The sequence below is a fragment of the Gracilimonas sp. BCB1 genome, assembly GCF_040117685.2.
In the GTDB taxonomy this organism is placed as follows: Bacteria; Bacteroidota; Rhodothermia; order Balneolales; family Balneolaceae; genus Gracilimonas.
This window is the reverse complement of record NZ_JBEDYP020000012.1, coordinates 581,727-604,384: the sequence shown is the minus strand read 5'-3', so window position 1 is coordinate 604,384 and position 22,658 is coordinate 581,727. Positions and strand designations below refer to the sequence as shown.

Annotated in this window: 19 protein-coding genes; 7 read left to right on the top strand and 12 right to left on the bottom strand. The window is 44.6% G+C overall.

Translation table 11 applies throughout. The annotated features are described in order from the left end of the window. Positions 1 to 18 precede the first annotated feature (18 nt). The 9 genes from yidC to ABFW99_RS09055 all read right to left on the bottom strand — a co-directional run bounded on the left by yidC (position 19) and on the right by ABFW99_RS09055 (position 10,321). Positions 19 to 1,821, bottom strand: a complete 1,803-nt coding sequence (yidC, locus tag ABFW99_RS09095; RefSeq protein ID WP_440707481.1) for a membrane protein insertase YidC — start codon at positions 1,819 to 1,821, stop codon at positions 19 to 21. A gap of 12 nt (positions 1,822 to 1,833) precedes the next feature. Further along, entirely contained in the window at positions 1,834 to 2,265 is a 432-nt protein-coding gene (locus ABFW99_RS09090; protein WP_349353707.1) for a ribonuclease P protein component, read from the bottom strand. Then, positions 2,243 to 2,401 (bottom strand): 50S ribosomal protein L34, encoded by a 159-nt coding sequence (gene rpmH / locus ABFW99_RS09085; RefSeq protein WP_255133485.1) that lies wholly within the window; start codon positions 2,399 to 2,401, stop codon positions 2,243 to 2,245. Before rpmH ends, ABFW99_RS09090 begins: the two co-directional genes overlap by 23 nt. A 178-nt stretch (positions 2,402 to 2,579) precedes the next feature. Then, positions 2,580 to 4,868: a TonB-dependent receptor gene (locus tag ABFW99_RS09080; protein WP_349353706.1), complete on the bottom strand. Its 2,289-nt coding sequence runs from the start codon at positions 4,866 to 4,868 to the stop codon at positions 2,580 to 2,582. 10 nt (positions 4,869 to 4,878) lie between these two features. Beyond that, on the bottom strand, positions 4,879 to 5,706 hold the full coding sequence (locus ABFW99_RS09075; protein ID WP_349353705.1) for a hypothetical protein: 828 nt from the start codon (positions 5,704 to 5,706) through the stop codon (positions 4,879 to 4,881). 18 nt (positions 5,707 to 5,724) lie between these two features. Further along, on the bottom strand, positions 5,725 to 6,564 hold the full coding sequence (locus ABFW99_RS09070) for a hypothetical protein (protein ID WP_349353704.1): 840 nt from the start codon (positions 6,562 to 6,564) through the stop codon (positions 5,725 to 5,727). 109 nt (positions 6,565 to 6,673) lie between these two features. Then, positions 6,674 to 7,036 (bottom strand): hypothetical protein, encoded by a 363-nt coding sequence (locus ABFW99_RS09065; protein ID WP_349353703.1) that lies wholly within the window; start codon positions 7,034 to 7,036, stop codon positions 6,674 to 6,676. Between the two features lie 166 nt (positions 7,037 to 7,202). Further along, positions 7,203 to 9,452, bottom strand: a complete 2,250-nt coding sequence (locus ABFW99_RS09060) for a TonB-dependent receptor (RefSeq protein WP_349353702.1) — start codon at positions 9,450 to 9,452, stop codon at positions 7,203 to 7,205. A 38-nt stretch (positions 9,453 to 9,490) separates the two neighbouring features. Beyond that, positions 9,491 to 10,321: a hypothetical protein gene (locus ABFW99_RS09055; protein ID WP_349353701.1), complete on the bottom strand. Its 831-nt coding sequence runs from the start codon at positions 10,319 to 10,321 to the stop codon at positions 9,491 to 9,493. 138 nt (positions 10,322 to 10,459) lie between these two features. On the opposite strand from ABFW99_RS09055, the gene ABFW99_RS09050 reads away from it, so the two are divergent. From ABFW99_RS09050 to ABFW99_RS09040, 3 genes are all read left to right on the top strand, one after another. Beyond that, entirely contained in the window at positions 10,460 to 11,242 is a 783-nt protein-coding gene (locus tag ABFW99_RS09050) for a tetratricopeptide repeat protein (RefSeq protein WP_349353700.1), read from the top strand. A 30-nt stretch (positions 11,243 to 11,272) separates the two neighbouring features. Further along, positions 11,273 to 11,722: an energy transducer TonB gene (locus ABFW99_RS09045; protein ID WP_349353699.1), complete on the top strand. Its 450-nt coding sequence runs from the start codon at positions 11,273 to 11,275 to the stop codon at positions 11,720 to 11,722. A 118-nt stretch (positions 11,723 to 11,840) separates the two neighbouring features. Next, positions 11,841 to 14,837 carry a lamin tail domain-containing protein gene (locus tag ABFW99_RS09040; protein WP_349353698.1) on the top strand — a complete coding sequence of 999 codons (2,997 nt, stop codon included), beginning with the start codon at positions 11,841 to 11,843 and terminating at the stop codon, positions 14,835 to 14,837. A gap of 66 nt (positions 14,838 to 14,903) precedes the next feature. On the opposite strand, the gene ABFW99_RS09035 is transcribed toward ABFW99_RS09040, so the two are convergent. Continuing rightward, entirely contained in the window at positions 14,904 to 16,361 is a 1,458-nt protein-coding gene (locus tag ABFW99_RS09035; RefSeq protein WP_349353697.1) for a glycine--tRNA ligase, read from the bottom strand. A gap of 317 nt (positions 16,362 to 16,678) precedes the next feature. Between ABFW99_RS09035 and nth the strand changes: the two genes are divergently transcribed. Both nth and amrB read left to right on the top strand, forming a co-directional pair. Next, positions 16,679 to 17,383, top strand: coding sequence for an endonuclease III (gene nth / locus ABFW99_RS09030; RefSeq protein ID WP_349353696.1), 705 nt, complete (start codon positions 16,679 to 16,681; stop codon positions 17,381 to 17,383). A 79-nt stretch (positions 17,384 to 17,462) separates the two neighbouring features. Continuing rightward, a complete protein-coding gene (gene amrB / locus ABFW99_RS09025; protein ID WP_349353695.1) occupies positions 17,463 to 18,710 on the top strand; it encodes an AmmeMemoRadiSam system protein B in 1,248 nt (415 codons plus the stop codon). A gap of 21 nt (positions 18,711 to 18,731) precedes the next feature. On the opposite strand, the gene gldC is transcribed toward amrB, so the two are convergent. Beyond that, entirely contained in the window at positions 18,732 to 19,061 is a 330-nt protein-coding gene (gldC, locus tag ABFW99_RS09020; protein WP_349353694.1) for a gliding motility protein GldC, read from the bottom strand. Positions 19,062 to 19,555: 494 nt separating this feature from the next. Here gldC and ABFW99_RS09015 point away from each other — a divergent pair, with 494 nt between their 5' ends. After that, positions 19,556 to 21,523 carry an ATP-binding cassette domain-containing protein gene (locus tag ABFW99_RS09015; RefSeq protein WP_349353693.1) on the top strand — a complete coding sequence of 656 codons (1,968 nt, stop codon included), beginning with the start codon at positions 19,556 to 19,558 and terminating at the stop codon, positions 21,521 to 21,523. 5 nt (positions 21,524 to 21,528) lie between these two features. Continuing rightward, a complete protein-coding gene (locus ABFW99_RS09010) occupies positions 21,529 to 22,062 on the top strand; it encodes a hypothetical protein (protein WP_349353692.1) in 534 nt (177 codons plus the stop codon). A 150-nt stretch (positions 22,063 to 22,212) separates the two neighbouring features. Here ABFW99_RS09010 and ABFW99_RS09005 read toward each other — a convergent pair whose 3' ends face one another. Beyond that, on the bottom strand, positions 22,213 to 22,638 hold the full coding sequence (locus ABFW99_RS09005; RefSeq protein WP_349353691.1) for a VOC family protein: 426 nt from the start codon (positions 22,636 to 22,638) through the stop codon (positions 22,213 to 22,215). Positions 22,639 to 22,658: the final 20 nt, after the last annotated feature.

The following is a 22,658-nucleotide window of genomic DNA, read 5'->3' as shown; positions in this document are numbered from 1 at the left end:
TGAAAGCTAAAAGCTGACTTACGCCTTGGCCTCTTCCTTATCCCCGTGCAGGCTTCGCTTAATAAAGAACTGCTGGATAATGGACAGCACGTTGAATACGAGGTAGTATAAGCTTAGTCCGGCCGCAAAGTTGTTGAAAATAAATAAAAGCATTACCGGGAAAATGTATTGCAGCATCTTCATTTGTCCGGCCATCGGGCTGCTTCCTCCACCGCCGCTCATGCCACCGGTAAGTTTACTTTGCACTACCATCGCCGCGGTCATCAACAATACAAAACCGGCAATTTGTTCGCCCAAAAACGGAATACTGAACGGCAGGCTTAAAATATAATCCGGAGCTGACAGGTCAGTTGCCCATAGAAATTCTTCCTGACGAATTAGAATCGAGTTCTGGAAATAACGCCAGAGGGTAATCAAAATCGGGAACTGCAGCAGGTTAGGCAAACAACCGCCCAATGGATTTACCTTGTTCTTACGGTACAGATCCATCGTCGCTTTTTGCTGCTTCTGCGGATTGTCTTTGTACTTCTCCTGTATCTCCTTCATCTGAGGCTGCAACTCACCCATAGCGGCCATACTCTTGTAACTCTTATAGGTAAGCGGTGAAAGAACCAGCTTAACCAGCGCCGCAAATACAATGATGATTACCCCAAAGTTGGAAATAAAGCCTGACAGAAATTCAAAGAAGGGAATTACCAGCCACTTCACAAAAGGATCGGAGAACCAGCGCAGCCAGCTCCAGCCGATATCAACCATATCGTAGGCGTGGTCATCCACTTTTACGATTTCGCGGTATTTCATCGGACCCACATACAGCTGGAAAGAAGTCGCTCCCTGTTCATCTAAATCGGTTCGAATCGAAGATCGATAGCGGTGTTCTGTATTCTGATTATCTGCCGCACCGGTTACTTCTCCAATCAGCATGGCCGCATCAGTGGGCGACATCGGCTTAATCAGCTGCGTAAAAAATTTCGTTTTGGTAGCTGCCCAGTCAATATTTCCGTTGATGGTGGTTTCTTCGCGGCCGGCCTCATCCAGCTTAAATTGCTCCAGCTCGCCTCCGGCATATACATAGGCAGAAGTGGCAAGGGCATCCTGGGTGTGATCTTTTTCTGTGAAACGAAGCGGGGATGTCCATCCGAAATCGATACTTCTTCCAACCACATAATCCTGAAGTCCAACAAACTGAACATCAACATCAATCTCGTAATTATTGCCATTCAGCAAATAAGTAAGTATAACTTCACGTCCATCCTGAAGCTGAAGTTCATAACGAATTTCCCGCTGCTCACCGGATGCAATATTCATGCTTGAACCCCGGGTAACCTGCTCAAATAGAATATTTTGTGTTTCTACATTGTAATTTTCTGTAGATAAAAACCCGATGTTATAGGCAGAATGGGCTGTATCCGCAATCAGCTGAACCGGACGGCCGTCCCATGTGTCATAATTATTGAGAATAAATGAATTAGGACCTGCCCCGCGATTGGTAAAGGTTACAGTATAAAGCGGTGTCGTAACTTCAATTTCTGCTTCTTCGGTTACCGGGCTGCTCCCGAATAATCCCCTTACACTCGGAACTTCGTCATCATCCTGACTTATAGACTGTTCCCGGGGTTGGGTTTGCTGATTTTGTGATTCAGCTTCAGCTATTTGCTCTAAAGAATCTTGTCGGTTTTGCTCAACTTGAGCAAGACTGTCTTGCACGGCCTGCTCTCTTCGCTGGTTTGCCAGTTCTTCTTCGGATGGCATTGTGAAATAAAACCATCCCAGCATGAGTAGAAAAATTAAGACAAATCCGGTTGCGGTATTCTTATCCAAAAGTACAGATGTTTAAATAGGTGAAGGTTTGGAAGTCAGTGTTGAGCGTAACTGTTTGAGTAAGTCGGTGACGCTGCGCTCGGCCATATCAAAAGTCAGATTAGCATGTTTTGCCATGAAAACGTAGTGGAGTCCCATTTCTGTTATTTCCGGCAATTCGGTAATGATATGTTGGTTAAGTCGGTAAGCTTCGCGTAGCAGTCGCTTGGCGCGAATACGTTTAACAGCGTTACCGATTTTTTTTGGAGCGATGAAGCCAACAAGAACATTCTTATCAGCATCGGGGTACGTGCGGTATCTAAGATTTACTTCTTTGGAAGTAAGAAGAGAGGAGCTTGAAAACAGCTCCTCAAAATTTCGCCTGCCACGTAAAATATGAGATTTAGATAAAGTAAATCTGCGATCAGGAGAATCCGTATGGTTACTTGGCTCCTTTTCTCTCATCGCTAACGGTTAGCTTATGACGGCCTTTCTTGCGACGGTTTTTCAATGTCTTACGTCCATTTTTGGTAGACATGCGTTCGCGGAAACCGTGCTTGTTCTTTCGCTTCTTGTTACTTGGTTGATACGTGCGTTTCATGAATTAGGATATTTTGCATTCAATTTCTTATCCGAAAAGACTTTAAATATAAAGAGAATCTCAGAAAAATCAGAACTATTATTTTACGGATTAGCCCCGTTCAGATGACTTAAGCTTTTGCTGACTCAATTAATTAAAAAATAACTTAATATTTGTTCCAGTGAGACAAAGTAAAAGATTAATTCTTACTCAGCTTAACCGACAGATAAGGAAACAGCGGTGTTTGGTTTACCCGCTGCAGTGTGTTCAGGTCATAATTGAAAACATTATTTCTATTGTAAGCATTGATTACCCCGGTTTCTGCTGAAAGTGACCATCCCCCGGAAATGCTAAACTTTCGATTCAGGGATACATCTAACCGGTGATAATAAGGTAAACGCTCACCGAATGGTCGGCTGTATAACGTTCGCACCTGTCCGGGGTCATCCACAACATCCTCAGCCGGAACCCGAACTGAAAGGTCAAATCCAAATACCCTTGTATATGGCTTTCCGCTGCCCAATTCCCAGCGCATATTTGCCTCAAAACCTGCAAATTGGTATCCAATAACAGTGTTTAATTTATGACGCTGATCATGGGCGGGATAATATTTGAACACCGGTTCTTCAATCCAAGCCCCAAGGTCTCCAGAAACAGCTTCATACTCAACAACCGACCAACCATAGCCTGAAGACACGAAAAATGGATAATTGGAATATCTAAATCGTACATCGAAACCGTAAGAAAATCCATCGGCGAGTGCTGTTTCAATTTGAAGTCGAGCTTCCGGTTCCCACTTCGATACCGGGATGTTTTTATGATCTTTCACATATCCTTCAACATTAGCAATAAAGGCATTTCCGATCTTTTGTTGATACCCAACTATCCCATGCAAAGATGAGGGAAGAGGATCACCGGAATTAATAGGTTGTAAAACAGTAAATACCGTTCCTATATCTCTTTGATCACTTACCCCACTCATAAACTGAACGTATCTCCCAGCCGCAAAACTCAGCTGTTGCCGATTTGTTCCGTCAGGTTGCCACGACATACGTAATCTGGGTTCAAAGCTTACTGGTGTATCCAGTGAAATTTGAGAGGTCAGGCCCGGCTGAAAAGCCCATTTATTGTTTGGTTTCCACGGAACTGAAAGAAATACATTAATAACAGGGACTACCCGATCCAGAGAAGTATAATTTGTGAATTGTTCATCCAGTTTTATGTCATAAGTTCTCAAATTGACCCCAAACCCATAATTGACAGGAATACCAAAGGGCTTTTCTTTTAAATTGGTATTTACATAAAACTGTCGGATGGCAGAGTACCGCTCGGTAGTAGCTGTCGTTCCTTCCTTATTTTCAAAGCCTGTATAACCCACACTGATTTCTATTGGGTATTCAAATCTGGGATCGTAGCCCAAACAACGAGCTCCCAACACTGAGTTGGTCCAGGAATGAACCACTTGCCTATCGGGTACAACCTCACCGCTGTCCTCTGTAAGTATACCGGTTATATTGCAAGAAATATTGTCCTCTTGAATTGTATATCTGCCAATAATATCGCTGAATTGAATGGGAACCTCCTTGCCAATCAGAGATGGCGCTACTTCCTCTATAGCGGAAGTTCGGGCAGTAAAAAGAATGGACTGTCGATCGGTTTTAACCGGCCCCTCAAGCTGGAGTGACACTAAGTACGGGCTTACTGCTCCACTTCCACTAAAATTACGCATATTTCCAGGACGCAGGTTTATATCAATAACAGAGGATGTAGCACCGGAGTACTCTGCTCCAAATCCTCCCGCATACATTTCAGCATTTTGAACGACCTCTTCAGAGAAAGCCGAGAACATATTTGATATGTGAAAAGGTTTTATGACAGGAAGATTATCTACCAGAATTTTGTTTTGTTCGGGAGTGCCACCTCGAATGTAGAGATCACCACCACGGTCTCCGGTAGAAACGACCCCCGGAACGGTTTGGATGTACGAAACCAGATCACCGTCTACACCGGGCGTTGGGATACGTGCAACATCTTCATTCCCGATTCTGCGTATGCCCACCTCTCCGGTAGTAATTTCTCGATTGCCTTGTACTGTAAATTCGTTAATTTCCCCTACTTCAGGCTCAAGGTCAATACGAAGCGTTTTGCGTTCCCCCTTTTCAAAATTAAGTTTCTGCCAGTGAGCGGCAAAACCTATATAAGAAATACGAAGTTCATATTCGCGATTAGCATCAATATTGCGTATCTCACAAAAGCCGTCGCTGTTGGTTACGCAGTTATAAAGTAACCGCTCACCGCCCGGCAGGTACAATACTACATTAGAGCCCACAAGCGGGTTTCCATCTTCCTCAGAAAGCACAACTACTCTTAATAATGAAGTTTGCTGTGCATAAGCAGCTGGAATTATAGTCAGCACTATTAGCAGGGTCAGGAAAGCAAAAGCCACATACTGATACCGGTGTTTTATACATTTTCTAAACAAGGTCATCTGTTCAAGTTTAATATTTATCAGCTGAGGTGTTGACAGGAATGGCAAAAATTTCTTCATAATAAGCCCCCAAAAGCCAGGTGTTTCCCAGAATGTCATCCGGTAGATCCAGCTCATCGGTTGCTTTTTCATAAAAACCGGGAGCATAATGTTCCAACCAAACATATAAAGCTTCATTTTCAAATAGCACTTCACATGAAAATGAAGTGCTTTGGGTAGCTCTTTGTGCTAAATACAGAGGTGTAAATTCCGGGTTTATTGAAGTTGAATTACCGTAATGATCCGGGCCAAATATAAAGTCTTGGGTCCACGAACCATTTTTATTTGGTGTTGTGCCAAAACGAAATACAACCGTTCCTCCATTTAATGGTTCAATTGAAATCTTAATCGGGATATGACATTTTTGATTTTGCGGAGTAACAAAAGAAGTGGGCTTAGTTGGAGTTAAAAAAGATTCCGAGACGGAGGCTCCATCCGAACGCTGAACGGTAACCCGGTATTCGGTGTCGGGCTCTATATCTCCATTCACCACAAAATTATGGAGGTACATATCCTGGTACTCCCCGCGTTCGCTTTGCAGGATCTCACCAGCACCGGTGTCTATATTCTCGAGCGTTACTTTGGCGTCAATTGTTTCGGTGGCTTGTTTGGTGAAGGGCGTATTCAAATCCCGAATACGAATGTAGTTGGTCTGTTCATCCATATCCAAATTTCCGTAGATGGAATATAGGCCGGTTTCTTCGTCCAAAACTTGTAGGTTGTTATCGCAAGAAAGCTTAAGTATGCCCAATAAAAGTACTCCAAGGGTAATGATATATGCAGTTTTTGAAAGTTTCATTTAAATCGGGAACTCTGTTTAACAATCCTGGGGACACACTCTGGAAGTGTCGATCGGGATTTCAAATACATCCTGATACAATGAGCCGAGTCTTTGGGTACTCTGCAGGATATCAAAGGGGTCATTCATGATCTTTTCATAAAAGCCTGAACTATAATGTGTGTAATAGAGGTAAAAAATTTCATTATCCATATCGCTGCAGTTCAAGTTGCCACTTTGATTTATTAATCTGGATACCAAGTCGATAGGAGTAAAAGTAAAGGAGACCCTTTCGGAGCTGTTTTCTTCACTTTTTAAAACACCTTGAACGGGTATTCTTAAATCATTGAGGTAAGAATAGGCAACAAAATAAGAGATGGTCCCCGATTTTAAAGGCTCAAATTCAACTTCTATTGGGGTATAACAATTTTGATCGATTGGTGCAGCAAGAACTTGTGATCGGACAGGAGTCGTAACTGAGACAGAAGTAGTTGCGCCATCTGACCTTCTCGCAGTGATGCGATATTCTGTATCGGGCTGTATTTCACCGTTGATCAAGAAATTATGCAGGTACATGCCATCGTATTCTTTTCGTTCGCCTTGTAAAGTCAGGGAAGTTCCCAAATCAAGGTTTTCAAAGGTAACTTCAGCATCTATTTTCCGAGTAGCTTCTGCTGTGAACGGCGCATTAAGATCACGAACCCGGATGTAATGCGTAGAGTCATCTAGGTCTAATGCTCCATAAATAGAAAAAATGCCGACCTCTTCGTTCAGTGGGTCTAAGGTATTATCGCAGGAGAGTAGAATTCCACCCAGCAAGAAAATACCTGTAACCCACCAAACGAATAGTTTAGTTTTCGAATTTTTGTAAAGAAACATTTTAAATGATATGACTAATACTTTAATCTACTGAATCAGCAGTATAATCAACGGGATTTGAAGTACAATACAAATACTTATATGCTTCTCCATTGTCTACTCCCTGATGTTACGCTTTAACTACGTAGCGGACTTGGTACAAACCAGAACCCAATTGTGCACCATTTACATCAACGTCCAAATGGGAATCTGAAGAGGAGAAAGAGAAAGTTGCGGACTTACTGGCACCACCTAAAGCTGGTGCAGGTAGTCGATGTAACTCATATAGGTTAGTCCCAGCACAAGTATTCCATGAAAGTTCAGGATGGTCGCTGGTTACGGTTCCATTTAAGGTAAAAGTGATTTCGGCCCTGTCTAATTCAGAGTTTATACTATTTTTGTTTTCATTGGTTTTGGTTTCAGAAACAGACACTGTAACCAAGACAATAAGTACCCCGAGAATTATATTTGGAAGATTATTTAGTGTTTTCATTTTTCTTGAATTTTATTGTGGTGTAATACACTGAATTCTAACCTCTCTTTATTTCAGTGTAACCATCAAGAGCAAGTCACTTAAAAAATGTTACATAAAAACTTTTATTCTTATTGCAGTTTGCCCAAAGTTATTTTTTTTTTTGAAGAAAGAAGCTAAATGAATCTTACTCCATACTCAACTTCACCGACAGGTATGGAAACAACGGTGTTTGGTTTACCCGCTGCAGTGTGTTGATATCAAAATTGAAGACATTGCTTCTGTCATAGGTATTAATGACCCCGGTTTCGGCCTCAAGCAGCCACTGGCTGGAAATTGGAAACCCTCTGCTGAGGGATACATCCATGCGATGGTAGTACGGCATGCGCTCTCCGAAGGGGCGGCTGTATAACGTTCGTGCCCGTCCCGGTATTTGGGTTACATCCTGCGCCGGAACCAGTACTTCAAAATCGTAGCCGAAAATTTGGGTATAGGGTTTACCGCTCCCCAGCTCCCACCGAAGGTTTGCTGTAAACCCGCCAAAAGTATAACTGGTTAGCACATTCAGTTTATGGCGCTGGTCGTGGGCCGGAGAATACTCAAAAATGGGCTCCACAATCCAGGCGCCCAGGTCTCCGGTAATAGCCTCGTATGTAATTTCAGACCACCCATATCCGGCCGACATAAAGAAATTTGATTGCTGAAACCGAAGACGGACGTCAAAACCATATGCCAACCCCTTGGCATTGGCCGTCTCCAGCTGAATACGAGCTGTAGGTGTCCACTTGGAAACCGGAATGTTTTTGTAGGTCTTGGCATAGCCTTCCACATTAGCCACAAAAGCAGCCCCTAATTTTTGCTGATAACCCACAATTCCATGATAAGACTGCGGGACTTTATCAGCCAGCTTAATGGGTTGCAGAACCGTAAATACCGACCCCACATCCCGCTGATCACCCACACCCGAAAAAAGCTGTACGTATTTTCCGGCTGCAATACTCAGCTCCTGACGGCTGCTTCCATCCGGCTTCCATGCAAAACGCAGCCGTGGTTCCAGCCCTCCGTAATGATCGACCGAAAAGTGTGTGGTAATTCCCGGCTGCAGCTCAAAACGGTCGCTGATTTCCCAGTTCCCGGAAACAAACATATTCATAATCGGAATGAGACGGCTTACCGATTCTATCTCCGTGAATTTTTCACTCAGAACTACGTCGTAGGAACGAAAGTTTACTCCAAAACCATAAATCAGGGGCACATCCCATAACTGCTCGCGCATATTCACATTAAGGTACACCTGGTTCAGGCTTGAGTATCTTTCCCGTACTTCATTTGAGCGTTCCGCATTATAAAATCCGGAATAGCCTGCGGTTATCTCAATGGGATATTTGAGGCCGGGGTCGTAGGCGAGGCACCTTCCTCCCAAAACGGTATTCGACCACTCGCTGCGCAGCTGTTGGGTAGGAACCACTTCACCGCTGTCGAAGGTATAGATGCCGGTCACATTACAGGTCATGTTATCGGCCTGAAGGGTATAACGCCCTACAAAATCAGCAAAATTGATCGGCACTTCATCGTTGATAATGGTCGGTGCTAATCCTTCGATGGTGGATTTCCGGCCCATCACCAGGAATGAATGCCGGTCGTTAACCAACGGACCTTCTGCCTGCAGCGAAACCATATACGGACTGACAGCCCCGCTACCTGTGTACTCCCGGAAATTCCCGGAACGCAGGTTGATGTCGATTACTGCAGACATGGCATTGGTGTATTCAGAGCCATACCCTCCGGCATACACGTCCGCGCTTTGAATTACCTCATCAGAGAAAGCTGAAAACAGATTGGATACATGAAAGGGTTTGGCAATGGGCAGGTTATCTACCAGCACAAGATTTTGATCGGGTGTGCCTCCCCGAATAAATAAATCACCCCCACGGTCTCCGGTTGTAACAACGCCCGGTTCCGTTTGCAGGTAAGAAACCAGGTCGCCATCCACGCCCGGGGTTGGAACCCTGGATATATCTACGGTACTCACTCTCCGCACACCGGCCTCTCCGGTGGTAATTACACGTTCTCCCCGAACCGTTAGCTCTTCCCCCATATCACCCACGGATTCTTCCAGTTCAACCCGCAGTGTTTTTCGCTCTCCCTCTTCAAAAGTCAATATTTCGGAATAAGCGGAAAAGCCTACGTATGAAATACGCAATTCATATTCCCGGGCCGCCTCAATGTCCCGTATCTCACAAAAGCCGGTGGGATTGGTTACGCAGTTGAGCAACAGCTCCTCTTCTCCCGGCTCATAAATAAGCACATTCGCTGCAACAAGCGGACTTCCATCTGCTTCGGAAATTACCACGATTCGTAAAAGAGCTTCATCCTGCGCCCGGAGTTCTGTGAAACCACAAATCACCAACAGTAACACGCTGCTAAGTATTTTCATGTATCGGGCATATGTATGTTTACATCTCATAGAATCATTCACCTTACACAATCCGGCGGACACACCCGGCCGGTATCGATTGGAACAAACAACTGATCTTCATAATAAGCCCCGAATCGTTGAGTGCTTTCAAAGGCATCGAAAGGATTATCTACAATGGATTCATAGAAACCGGGGCTGTAATGGGCGTAGTAGAATTCGAATCGGGGTATGATCAGGTCCGTGCATCTATACCGCCCCAAGGTGCCGGGTACCAATTTCATTAAATCTACCGGTGTGAAGGTGTATGTTGCTGCTTCACCTGTAAGTTCTGAATCATTCCTTATTACAAATGGCCCCAGCCTGGTTTTTCTGACATCCCTAGGCTGAAATTCAATAAAAAAAGCTATGGTAGTTTCATACACCGGCTCAAAAGTTATTTCTATTGGGGTATAACACTTTTCATTGACGGGCTCTGCTACCGGAGCCGGGTAGGTGGGAGCAGTGGTGGTCAGGATTACCTGCTCTCCGTCAGAACGTGTTACTGTAAGCTGATAATCCGCATAGGGCTCTATATTCTGAGTAACTATAAAATTATGATGGTAAACCCCGGCCTCAAAAAACCGTTCCGAATCGAGAGCTTCCACCAAGCCGGAGTTCAGGTTTTCAAGTGTGACGGCAGCATCAATTTCAGCGGTTGCATCGGTATTAAATGGCACATTTAAATCCCGGACCCGGATCTCGTTCCGGTTTTTATTTACGTCAAGTGATCCGTAGATGGAATACACCCCAGTGTCTCTATCGAGTGGCTCCAGTGAGTTATCACACCCTGCTAACAGCAAAGCCAACAGTGAGAAAACGAACCATACAGCAAACTTTTCAGGGCTCAAAGTAGTTTTATTTAGAACTTGAAAGATCACAGCAATACTAATTGTTTAGCCGATAACTGGCAAGTTTTCAAGTATTTCCTTTGTTTGAAAACCGAGAAACTTGTTGCCCTGGAATCAGTAGAAAGACAAAAACTATTTATGAAAAATACATACCGTTATTTTCTTTTATGTTCTTTAGTGCTTTCAGCTACGTTCGGTTATACTCAGGCTCAGCAAAACACTCATCCCGACTCTCTTCTAAAAACGGCTCACTCTTACTTTAACCAATCCCTTGAGCAGCAAGCTCTCGCAGCCTACCTGGATGTTTTAAAAGCAGAGCCCAATAACTTTGAAGCTCTTTGGCACACCAGCCTTATTTATGCCCGGGTAGGTTACCGCTACGATTCCGAAAAAGAAATGATGGAGAATTATCAGAAGGCTTTAACCTATGCTGAGAAAACCCTGGAGCTCTACCCCAACAAGGGCTATTCCCACTTTGTGTATGCCGTAGCCAACGGTCGAATTTCTGATCTTTCCGATTCACAAACCCGCATTAAAAAATCCTATATCGTGAAGAAACATGCTGAAAAGGCTGTTGAGCTGCTGCCCGAATACGCACCTGCCTGGCACTTGCTGGGGCTGTGGCATAGCAAAATAGCGAATGTGGGATCAGCCAGACAATTTGCGGCTGGTTTGTTTTCAAACGGATTACCGGAGGGTGCCTCCAACCAGAAAGCAGTAGAATACATGCAAAAAGCCATGCGTCTTCAGCCTGAACAAGCCTTGCGCTATAAACTGGATTTGGCCCGCCATTACGAACGCGCCGGAGAAAACAGCAAAGCCATTCAAACACTTAAAGACATAGTGCAAATCACCCCAAGGAATGATATTGACCGGTGGAATTTAGAACGAGCCCGAGAATTATTGGATAAACTTTCGTAGCATCTGCAAAAATTCAGCACCTCTTCGATTATGTTCAGATACTTATTTTTACTTACTGCTTTATCATTCTTTCTTATTTCTTGTGGACCGAGGGTAATTATTGATTATCAAGGCTCCTCTCCAATCTCCAGACCTTCCTCATCCGTAACATCAGAAACTCAGGACTCTTCCAAAGAGTCATCCCAAACTGTCATTGTACATTCCATTCCTGTCCTTGAAGGCGGAAACCGGGCACTGAGAAATAGAATTGAGTATCCTAGTGAGGCTATTGAAAACAATATTGAGGGGATGGTAAGTATTCTGTTCACCATAAATGAAGATGGCAGCACTTCAAATTTTGAAATAATTCAGCGAATCGGATACGGATGTGAAGAAGCGGTTATTAAAGCCATTCAAAATTCTGAATTTGAACCGGGACAAATTAGCCAACAAACAAATGCCCGCTACACCTGGCTGATAAGGGTAGAGTTTAAACGATAACCCTTCCTGAACCGTCTCTATAAACTAAAGCTTTCCTAATGGGTTGACTCGCATCTTATTCCTTATATTTATTTTCAATGTGCCGATAATTGCCCGCATACATCCCAAAAACAATTCTATGAAAAAATTCTTTTCCGCTGCTCTGCTTTTTATGGTCATTTTAAGCACCTCAGCTTTTGCCCAAATTAAAATCAATGAAATTGTTGCTTCCAACGCATCTTCTCATGCTGACCAAAACGGTGATAACGACGATTGGGTAGAGCTCTATAATGCCGGTTCTGTTTCTGTCAACCTTGCGGGTATGTATGTATCTGATGACCCTGCACAGCTCGACAAATGGCAAATTCCATCCGGGCAAAGTGCCACCACTACCATTTCTCCCGGAGAGTTTCTGATTCTTTGGTTTGATAAAGAAACGGAACAGGGTGCTTTACACGTGGACATGAAATTAAGCGCTGATGGCGAATCCGTGATCCTGACTGAGTCGGACGGGCAAACATTGATCGATTCTGTGTCTTTTGGTGAGCAATCTACAGACATAGCCTGGGGAAGAACGCCTGATGGTAGCGGGACTTTTAAATTCCTGAACCCTACACCTGAAGCAAGCAATAACGGCAGTCAAATTGCAGAGCAAGCAGAACAACCGGTTTTTTCTCTGGAATCGGGCTTTTATTCAGGTTCGGAAGTTATCGGCATTTCAACGACTACTGAGAATGCAGAGATTCGGTATGAAATTGGGGGAACGGCTCCTACTCCCAACTCCCCGTTATATGAAGACCCGATAACCGTTGATTCCTCTTCTGTGATCCGGGCCATCGCTTTTGCCCCCGGTTTTGAGGCCAGTGAAATTGCCACCAACAGCTACTTCTTCGAAGACTCGCACACCCTGCCTATCGTATCTTTTGTTATGGAGCCGGACAGCCTTTTTGATTACGATAAAGGAATGTATGTAATCGGAGATTCTTCAGAAGCCAGTGATGACTATCCGTGGTTTGGAGCTAATTTTTGGGAAGAATGGGAATACCCGGTGCATATTGAATACATGAAGCCCGGAGGCTCTGTCGAATTTGAATTTGATGCAGGTGCCAGTATCGGTGGTAACTTCAGCCGGGCTTTCCCTAAAAAGTCGTTTATCATCAATAACAACGCCGACTATGGTATTGATGAGCTGGAGTATGAACTTTTCCCGGAAAACGACTATGACACCTACGATGGATTTGGGTTGAGAGCCGGAGCTGAAGAACGCTCCCGCCTGCTTAATGAAATGATGTACACCATCAACAAACAGTGGGGGCACAAAAATGCCATGCAGGCTTACGAGCCGGTTGTGTTATACATCAACGGCAAGTACTGGGGCATCTATAATTTACAAGAGCGCAAAAACGATGATTTCGTCGAGTCCCGTTATGGCTATGATGACATCGACATGATCAAAGATTACGATGAAGTGAAAGACGGCACTTATGATGCCTACCAGGACCTGCTGGATGTTTTCCAGGATCAGACACTGACCGAGGCCGAATTTTTTGCCCTGGCGGATTCCCTTATTGATCTGGAAAGCTTTACCGACCACTGGATTTATCAGGTGTACAGCTCTCACGGTGATCCCAACAATCTGCGATATTGGAGACCACAGACAGCAGATGGCAAGTGGCATTTTATTTCGCATGATTTTGACTGGTGGAAAAACTTTGACAACGAGCCCGGAACCTACATCCCGGTTTTTACTCAGTATTTAGCAAAGGACCCTGAGGGATTCTGGCTTATCGGACGAATGATTCAAAACCCCACCTACCGTGAGATCTTCCTGAATCGCCTTGCTGACATGCTGAATACCGCTTTTGAGCCGGAGTATATGATTGGCCTGATCGATTCCATAGATACGGCCATCGACCCTGAAATGCCCCGCGACATTGAACGCTGGGATGAAGGCTGGTATGACAACAGCGGCCCTACCGATTACAGTATGGAGTATTTTTATTATGGTCTGGAAGAAGATGACTATGGATTGGCTGTTCCCTATGTACTTGACTACCCCGGTTTCATTTATGCTGAAATTCAGGATACCCTGCAAATTGATACCGTTCGTGTACATCTTGCCCAAACTTTCGAAGGGAGTATTCAACTCAACTCCATCACTCCGGATTTAACCACTCAGGATTGGTCAGGAATTTATTTCGAAGGCACTACCATCACCCTTGAGGCAAAACCGGAACCCGGACTGGAGCTGGAGCACTGGCTGGTTGATGGTGAGGAAGCCGGTCAAAACAATGTACTGACTGTTGAGCTTGGCGTAACGTCCGTAGAAATTGAAGCTGCATTCCAGCCGGTTGTTAACGATGAAATTGTCATCAACGAGATTAATTACAACCCAAGCGACGACTTTGATGCCGGTGACTGGATTGAACTGTATAATTATTCTGAAACTACTATCGACCTATCCGGGTGGGTGTATAAAGATGAAGACGATGAACACGAATTTGTGATACCAAACGGCACTTCTATCACCTCCGGAGGTTACCTGGTAATCACTAACGACACGGCTGCATTCAAACAACTGCACCCGGAAGCTGTATTCGTGAAAGGAGAAGCCGATTTCGGATTGAGCGGCGGCGGAGATCAGGTTCGGATTTTTAATCCCAATAATTCTTTGATCGATTTTGTTGAGTATGACGACCAGGAACCATGGCCGCTGGAAGCTGATGGGAATGGAGCCACACTGGCTTTAAAAGATTATGAGCTTGATAACTCTAAAGCCGAAAGCTGGATGGCTTCCGAAGAAACAGGCGGCACCCCTTCTGCTTCTAATGATGGAATAATCAACAGCAGCGAAGAGGAAGGTGTAGCTCCAAAAGCTTTTGCTTTACATCAAAACTATCCCAATCCGTTTAATCCAACTACCCGCATTTCTTTCTCTCTGGCGAAAGCTTCCCCCGTAGAGGTCAGTGTGTATAACATGCTGGGGCAAGAGGTACAGAAGCTTGTTAAAGAACCCATGAAAAACGGAGAACACACGCTTACATTCGATGCCCGTAACCTCCCGAGTGGAGTATATATTTACCGATTAACCGCCGGCAAGTTCACCGAAACCAAGAAGATGATTTTGTTGAAATAACTCATTAAAAAGAAAGAGCGGACAGTCTGTCCGCTCTACGTTTTAACAATGTTTATCGGTGAGGTTTTATTCCGGTTTCCAGTCTTTCATACCGTCCCTTATCACCCCAGCTAATTTCGAAACAGGCACTCTATCCTGGCTCATATCATCACGGTAACGGATAGTCACGGTGTCTTCACCTTCTGATTCCACTCCGTCAAAATCGACGGTTACACAGAATGGAGTTCCGGCTTCATCCTGACGGCGGTACCGTTTTCCGATGGATCCGGATTCATCATACAGCACTGAAAATTCCTCACGAAGATCCTCTTCAATTTTATGCGCCAGATCCTGAAGCTTGTCTTTCTTAATCAACGGGAAAATACCCACCTGTGTTGGAGCAATGGTCGGGTTAAGTTTGAGTACCGTCCGGGAATCGCCATCCACTTCTTCTTCACGGTAGGCATCACAAAGAACCATGAGTGTCAGTCGATCCAGACCAACGGATGTCTCAATTACATAAGGAACAAACCGCTCCTGGTTTTTCTGGTCGTAGTAATCCAGCTTTTTGCCGGAATGCTCAGTGTGTTGTTTTAAGTCGAAGTCTGTACGGTTGTGGATACCCTCCACTTCCTGCCAGCCGATTGGGTACTTGTACTGAATGTCGGCCGCAGCGCGGGCATAGTGAGCAAGTTTATCTTCCGGATGCGGAGCTGTTCTCAGGTTTTCTTTACGAATCCCCATTTTCTTGTGCCACTCCAGCCGCTTCTCCAGCCACTTCTCATATTCCTCTTCATCGGTACCCGGTTTCACGAAGTATTGCATTTCCATCTGCTCAAATTCCCGCATGCGGAAAACAAACTGCCGGGCCACTACTTCATTCCTGAACGCCTTTCCGGTTTGGGCAATCCCAAAAGGAATGGTGGTTCTGGAGGTATCCATTACGTTCTTATAGTTCACAAAAATACCCTGAGCAGTCTCCGGGCGAAGATAAACACCATCTTCTTCGGTAGAAGTGGACCCAAACTGGGTTTTAAACATCAGATTGAACTGACGCACTTCCGTCCAGTCAAAAGCGCCCGATTCTGGAGCACGAATTTCATTTTCCATGATGATTTCGTGCAGGTCTTCCGTCAGGCTTTTTCGGGAACCGCAGGTATCCAGCTTTTCCTGAATGGCGTTTGCTTCCTCGTGCTTATCATCACTGCGCAGCTTCTCGATATGTTGCTCTATAAGCATATCGGCACGGTAACGTTTTTTGGACTGTTTGTCATCGATCATGGGATCATTAAATCCACCTACGTGACCACTGGCTTCCCATACTTTCGGGTGCATAAAGATAGCGGCATCCACTCCCACAATATTGTCGTGGCGACGGGTCATTTCCTTCCACCAGGCATTACGGATATTTCGCTTTAGTTCTACACCGAGGGGTCCGTAATCATATACGGCACTAAGTCCGCCATAAATTTCCGATGATTGGAAGATGAAACCACGGGCTTTGGCCAGTGATACAATTTTATCGAGGTTGTCCAAATTCGACATGTGAGTGTTTTTGCAATTCAAAAATCTTGTGAGCGCCAAAGATAAGCATATGAACACCGAATGTGGAATATTGAACCGGGAATTTTCCATGACTCGAGAAAGGCCCCTGATTTTATATCTGGATCCCTGCCTCCGCAGGGATGACTGAGCTACGGTTAGATCGCCCGTGTAGTGTATTATTCATTACATAAAGTCATTCCCGCGCAGGCGGGAATCTCGTTGTTTTCGACGGTCCAACCGCCAGATGAACGGTTCCTTATCTGTAATGGATTATTTATGTTTGAGGCGTTCACATAATCATTGAATTAAAACTATTCATGTCCAATAAAGACGAACCGAAACTTCCCAAACTTCCAAGAAAGTCCAGAAAGCAGAAAGAGCGGGCGGAAGAAATTCTGAAAGAGCTATATGTTCATTATCCGAACCCCCATTGTGAGTTAAATCATCGCAATCCCTTTGAGCTGCTGATTGCCACCATACTGAGTGCCCAGTGTACCGACGTTCGGGTGAACAAAACCACTCCGGCTTTATTTGAAACCTATCCTACACCGGAGCTCATGAAAGATGCTCCCCTTGAGGAACTGGAAGAATTGGTTCGCTCTACAGGCTTCTACCGAAACAAGGCAAAGTCACTTAAGGAAACTTCTCAGATTTTAGTGAAAGAATTTGATGGCGAGGTTCCTCAAAACATGAAAGATCTGCTGAAGCTTCGCGGAGCGGCCCGAAAAACAGCCAATGTAGTTTTGGGAAATGCTTTTAATATCAATGTGGGTGTGGTAGTGGACACACACGTGAAGCGAATTTCGAACCGGTTTGGCCTCACCAAAGAGAAAAAGAACACCAACAAAATCGAGAAGGATTTAATGGCCTTATTCCCCCGGGAAAACTGGACCGACCTCTCGCACCTGATGATCCATCACGGACGTAATGTCTGCAAAGCCCGCATTTCGGAAGCCCCGGATCATCCTTTGTGTAAAGAGTACGGCGTGAATTGTGAGTGCCGGAAAATGAGAGAGGAATAATTCTAAATTCTCAATGTTTGAATGTTAAATATGCTTAGAAAGCTAATTTAACATTCTATACTTAACATTTAACATTACCGTGAGAAATAAACTTTTCAACTCTTTTACCGACCCCATTCCGCCGTTAAGGTATGATGTACAGATCATTCCCGTAAAGCAGAATGGCGAAACCTTCCTGTATTTTCAGGATCAGCTGGGCTATGCGCACTCCGATTTTGCCGTTCCGTACTCTGCACAATCACTGTTTTCTTTGTTTGATGGCAGCCGAAGCGTGGAAGATATCCTGGAGTTCAGCGATGAGCAGATCACAAAAGAGCAGATACTGGAATACGTTCAGTTTTTGGATGAGAAGGCCCTGCTCCATTCCCCCTATTTTAAAGAACATGCCCAACAGACAGAGGCTGAATATGAGCAGTCTGATGTACACTCCTCCAACACCTATGGGATCTCGTACCCTGAGGACCCGGAAGAACTGGAGCACTTTCTGAACGAAGCTTTTGAAAAACTTCCTTCAACTGAGGCTGTGGAATCAGCCAAAGCCCTATATGCCCCCCACATCGATTATAGGGTTGGACTGAACAGTTACGTAAAAGCCTTTTCAGCCATCAAAAACCTTACGCCCAAGCGAGTAGTGATATTGGCCACTTCTCATTACTCCGGTTTATATCCTGAACTTTATGAAGAACACCCGTTCGTTATTTCGAACAAGGATTTTGAACTTGTGAATGGAACCGTGGAAGCCGACCGGGAGGCTATTCAGGAGATCGCGGATCAAGTCCGCGATGACGAGTTAGATTACGGTATTACCTTCAAAGACCGGGCACACCGGATTGAACACAGTATTGAACTGCATCTTTTACTGTTGAACCACCTTTGGGATCATGAATTTAAAATTGTGCCGATCGTAGTGGGAAGTCTTGAAGAGCTGTTTTATAAAGCCGATGGATTTCAGGGTCAACAGGTTGAACAGTTTTCACAACTCATGAATAAACTATTTGGCAAAGATGAAGACACCTTCTTTTGCATCAGCGGCGATTTGGCTCACGTCGGTAAAAAATTCGGAGATGAACAACCAGCTAAAGAGTTATTTGAAGATATCCGGGCTTTCGACGAAGACTTTCTGGACTTCGGAGCGGAAGGTAACCCGGATAAAATCCTTGAGTTGATGAGCCAAGAATATGACCCTTACCGAATTTGCGGATACCCTCCACTTTTCTCCTTCCTGAAGGCATTCCCAACGTTACAAGGTGAAATCCTAACTTATGACATCTGGGATGAGGAAGAACGGGAGAGCGGGGTGAGTTTTGGCTCTATTCTTTATTTTTAATTCAAAATGAAAAATTTTTCATTATTCCTTAATCTCCATTTTCTCGGCAAAGTAGTGGCAGAAATCGCGCATGTCGCCGGTAATCCGCTCATCATTTGTAGCTCGTTCTAAGGTATCTGCCATGGTAACCAGGGTTTGGTGGAAGAAAATCTTCATTTCATCCACCGTCATTTCTTTGGTCCATAAATCCAATTTCAAGGTGTCTTTGTTGTGGGCATCCCAAAGCGACAATAGCATTGCCCGGCACTGTGCCTTGTCTTTGCCCCGAAGATCGGAGGCGTTCCAAATGATATCGGTGGGTACATTATCTTTATCCAGTTCAACGGTAATGTTGATTTCTTTCTTCTGCATGATTTTCATCTTTTTAAATTCACCCCAAAACTAAGGGTTTCTGCATTTATTAACTCATTCCAATTTTGGTGGGAAATTTTAAATGTTGAATGCTAAATGTTAAATGGGCCAAATCACATTGGGCCAAATCACATTTAACATTTAGCATTACTTGTAGCCCTGAAGGACTTCGCTTGTGTACAGGAGCCATTTAAACGTGTCATTGCGAGGAATCTCAAAAAGTGAATCCAGGTTTGGGAAGCATAACGACGCGGCAATCTCCCGGACACAATACCCCAAACCATTCAGGGAGATCGCTTCGTCGTCAGGGAGCGTTCACCGGTTTATACAATTTTTCTCCTCGCGATGACTTGCAGAACGCACCATAAATCTTCCTCTTTTTTCTGCTTTCGTGTTTTAGTGGCTACCCTAAGGATTAATTTCATTCTGAATCCAATTAATCCATATTTTCAGCCTCGCTGCATTTTTCCATAACTCATGACTTTCATCATACTTTGTTAGCACTCGAAAACATCACATTACATCTGGGCGACCGTGAGCTTCTGGACGGAGTCAGTACATTTATTAATCCCGGCGAACGCATTGGACTGGTAGGTCCTAACGGCGCCGGTAAATCTACCCTGCTCAAAATCATTATGGGCATTCAGGAGTGCGATGAAGGCAGCGTGGCCTTATCCAATGAAGAAAGCCTGGGCTATCTTCCTCAGGATGGAGTTGATCCGGACTTTACCCTGACGGTTATAGAGGAAGTGGAGTCGGCTTTTGCTGAATTATTTGAGCTGGAAATGAAAGTGAAAACGGTTCAGGAAAAACTGGCCGAGACCGACCATGAAAGCAAGGAATACGAACAGCTCATGGAACGTTATGGCAAGCTTCAAACGGAGCTTGAATCGTCGGGTTTATATGGACTTCGGGCAGAAGTAGAAAAAGTACTGATGGGGCTTGGCTTCAGCGAAGAGGATTTTCACAGAAGCACTTCAGAATTCAGCGGAGGGTGGCTGATGCGTATTGCTCTTGCCAAACTTCTGCTGAAACGACCTACCTATTTGTTACTGGATGAGCCGACAAACCATCTCGATATCGAATCGCTGCAGTGGATGGAGAACTTCCTGAATTCCTATGAAGGTGCGGTTGTGGTTGTTTCTCACGACAAAGCTTTTCTGGATACCATTACCAACCGTACGCTGGCACTGCGGAGTGGCGACATCAGTGATTATGCCGGTAACTACTCTTTTTACGAAAAGAAATGGGAGGAGGAGAAAGAACTGTTGCTGAACGCCAAAAAGAATCAGGAAAAGAAAATCCAGCAGACCCAGGAATTTATAGACCGATTCCGATATAAAGCCTCCAAAGCCAGTCAGGTACAAAGCCGGGTCAAGCAACTGGAAAAAATGGACCGGATTGAACTGGAGGAGGAGCAGAGCAAGGTATCCTTTCGGTTTCCGGAACCGCCCCGAAGCGGACAGGTGGTGATGAAGCTCGACAACCTTCATAAAAGGTATGATGACACACAGGTTTTTGAAGGCATTGATTATGAAATTGAACGAGGCGATAAAATTGCCGTGGTTGGCCCTAACGGTGCCGGAAAATCCACATTAATTCGAATACTTGCCGGGAATGAACCCTTCCAGGAAGGAGAACGGATTGAAGGGCATAACGTGACGGTAAACTATTTTGCGCAGCATCAAGCGGACGAACTCAGCCCCAAAAAAGATGCCTTAGAAACCCTCCAGGAAGCAGGCTCAGATGCCAAGGAAAGCCGACTTCGGACTATTCTTGGGTGTTTCCTCTTTCAGGGCGATGATGTTTTCAAAAAGGTGAAAGTTTTATCGGGCGGTGAGAAAAGCCGGCTGGCGCTGGCCAAAATGCTGCTTTCTCCGGCCAACCTGCTCATTTTTGATGAACCTACCAACCACCTGGACATGAGCAGTAAGAATATCCTGCAGCAGGCGATACAGCAGTATGAGGGAACCGTGGTTATTGTATCTCACGACCGGGATTTTCTCGATCCCATCGTTGATAAAGTGCTGGATGTACAGCCCGGATACATCAAAACGTACTTGGGGAATGTCTCATATTATCTCACACGCAAAAGAGAGGAGGCCGAAGCAGAATCTGAGGAGCCTTCACCCAAAAAAGAAACCAAAGAAGACAACCAGCTGTCCAGAAAAGAACAGCGGCGCATTGAAGCTGAACGAAGGAATGAACTAAGCCGACGTACCAAACCGATACGAAAGAAGGTGGAAGTGCTGGAGAAAGAGATTGAGGAAAAGGAAATACGAAAGGTGGAAATTGAGGAAGAGATGGCTAAGCCGGACTTTTATGATGACGCCGATAACGTAAAGAAATTCTCATTAGAATATGACCAGCTCAAAGCCGACCTTACCGACCACTATTCGAAGTGGGAAGAATATCAAAGCCGGCTTGAGGCTATTGAAGCAGAAATGACGGTTGACAGTTGAACATTATGGGTAAGCAATTTTACATAGCAGGAACCTTATTATTGATGACAGCGATAATCGGCTGCTCCTCTTCTGAGAATGCGGTTTCTGTGGCTGATGAAATGGTTCAGGAAGAAGCACAGCCGGATGAAAGCATTTCATTAAACATAAACGAAGCCGTCTATTTTGATTTTTTCAAAAAAGACACAACCTGGGCCGGTGAGTTAACTGTTTACACACTGAATGCCGAGGGCCAGAAAGTAGTACAATCAGAATATGTTTCAGCTAATGACAGCACGTGGAGCGACTTTGACTTGTTTGTTGATTTCCTGAACCTCTATCAGATTCAACCTCAGAATGAAATTGAAGGCTGGGTACCGGATTCCGGTCAGCTGCCCCGAAGAGTGTACAGCTTCAAAGTGTTTGACGGCGACACCACCCGCTCTTATTCTTATCAGGATCCTGAAAAAGATATCCGGGAATACTGGCAGGTACAGAACTTGCTCACCTTTGTGACCTTTATACAAAACGACCTTCGCTGGGTTGAAAAAGAACATTGAACACGGAGCATTCAACTTTGAATGCTGAAGTTACCCTTCTTCGATAATGTCATTTCTGCGATAGCAAGAGACAGCTATTATTCTATCTTGATCTGATATATTCAGCTATTCAAAATTTATAATTCTTCTTTTTTAATTCCGCAAAGCGGCTCATTTTGCAAAAATCTGTTCTTTATTTTGAAAGGCCTTGAACTCGAGCGCATTTCCGGACGGGTCGAGGAAGAACATGGTTGCCTGTTCGCCCGGCTCACCTTTAAAACGAATGTACGGCTCTATCACAAATTCGATATCGGCTGCTTTTAGTTTATCGGCCAGTTTTTGCCATTCATCCATTTCTAAAATCACTCCAAAATGACGAACCGGCACACCGTGACCGTCTACAGCATTCATCGCGGATTGCTTGGCTTCATCAGGGCTGAGATGAGCTACCACCTGGTGCCCCCACATGTTGAAGTCGATCCAGCTGTCAGAGCTGCGGCCGGTTTCACAACCCAGCAAGTCGTGGTAAAATTTGTAGGACTCTTCAAGATCTTTAACCGGAAATGCGAGGTGGAAGGGATTCGTTGTGTTACTCATACTATTGATTATCTTAAAAA

Excerpts from the sequence above, each read along its gene's own strand:
- ABFW99_RS09035 (WP_349353697.1), bottom strand. The coding sequence starts at position 16,361 with ATGTCGAATTTGGACAACCTCGATAAAATTGTATCACTGGCCAAAGCC.
- ABFW99_RS09060 (WP_349353702.1), bottom strand. The coding sequence starts at position 9,452 with ATGAAAATACTTAGCAGCGTGTTACTGTTGGTGATTTGTGGTTTCACA.
- ABFW99_RS09080 (WP_349353706.1), bottom strand. The coding sequence starts at position 4,868 with ATGACCTTGTTTAGAAAATGTATAAAACACCGGTATCAGTATGTGGCT.
- gldC (WP_349353694.1), bottom strand. The coding sequence starts at position 19,061 with ATGCAGAAGAAAGAAATCAACATTACCGTTGAACTGGATAAAGATAAT.
- ABFW99_RS09070 (WP_349353704.1), bottom strand. The coding sequence starts at position 6,564 with ATGTTTCTTTACAAAAATTCGAAAACTAAACTATTCGTTTGGTGGGTT.
- nth (WP_349353696.1), top strand. The coding sequence starts at position 16,679 with ATGTCCAATAAAGACGAACCGAAACTTCCCAAACTTCCAAGAAAGTCC.
- ABFW99_RS09005 (WP_349353691.1), bottom strand. The coding sequence starts at position 22,638 with ATGAGTAACACAACGAATCCCTTCCACCTCGCATTTCCGGTTAAAGAT.
- ABFW99_RS09010 (WP_349353692.1), top strand. The coding sequence starts at position 21,529 with ATGGGTAAGCAATTTTACATAGCAGGAACCTTATTATTGATGACAGCG.
- rpmH (WP_255133485.1), bottom strand. The coding sequence starts at position 2,401 with ATGAAACGCACGTATCAACCAAGTAACAAGAAGCGAAAGAACAAGCAC.
- ABFW99_RS09045 (WP_349353699.1), top strand. The coding sequence starts at position 11,273 with ATGTTCAGATACTTATTTTTACTTACTGCTTTATCATTCTTTCTTATT.
- ABFW99_RS09040 (WP_349353698.1), top strand. The coding sequence starts at position 11,841 with ATGAAAAAATTCTTTTCCGCTGCTCTGCTTTTTATGGTCATTTTAAGC.
- ABFW99_RS09065 (WP_349353703.1), bottom strand. The coding sequence starts at position 7,036 with ATGAAAACACTAAATAATCTTCCAAATATAATTCTCGGGGTACTTATT.
- ABFW99_RS09075 (WP_349353705.1), bottom strand. The coding sequence starts at position 5,706 with ATGAAACTTTCAAAAACTGCATATATCATTACCCTTGGAGTACTTTTA.
- ABFW99_RS09090 (WP_349353707.1), bottom strand. The coding sequence starts at position 2,265 with ATGAGAGAAAAGGAGCCAAGTAACCATACGGATTCTCCTGATCGCAGA.
- ABFW99_RS09050 (WP_349353700.1), top strand. The coding sequence starts at position 10,460 with ATGAAAAATACATACCGTTATTTTCTTTTATGTTCTTTAGTGCTTTCA.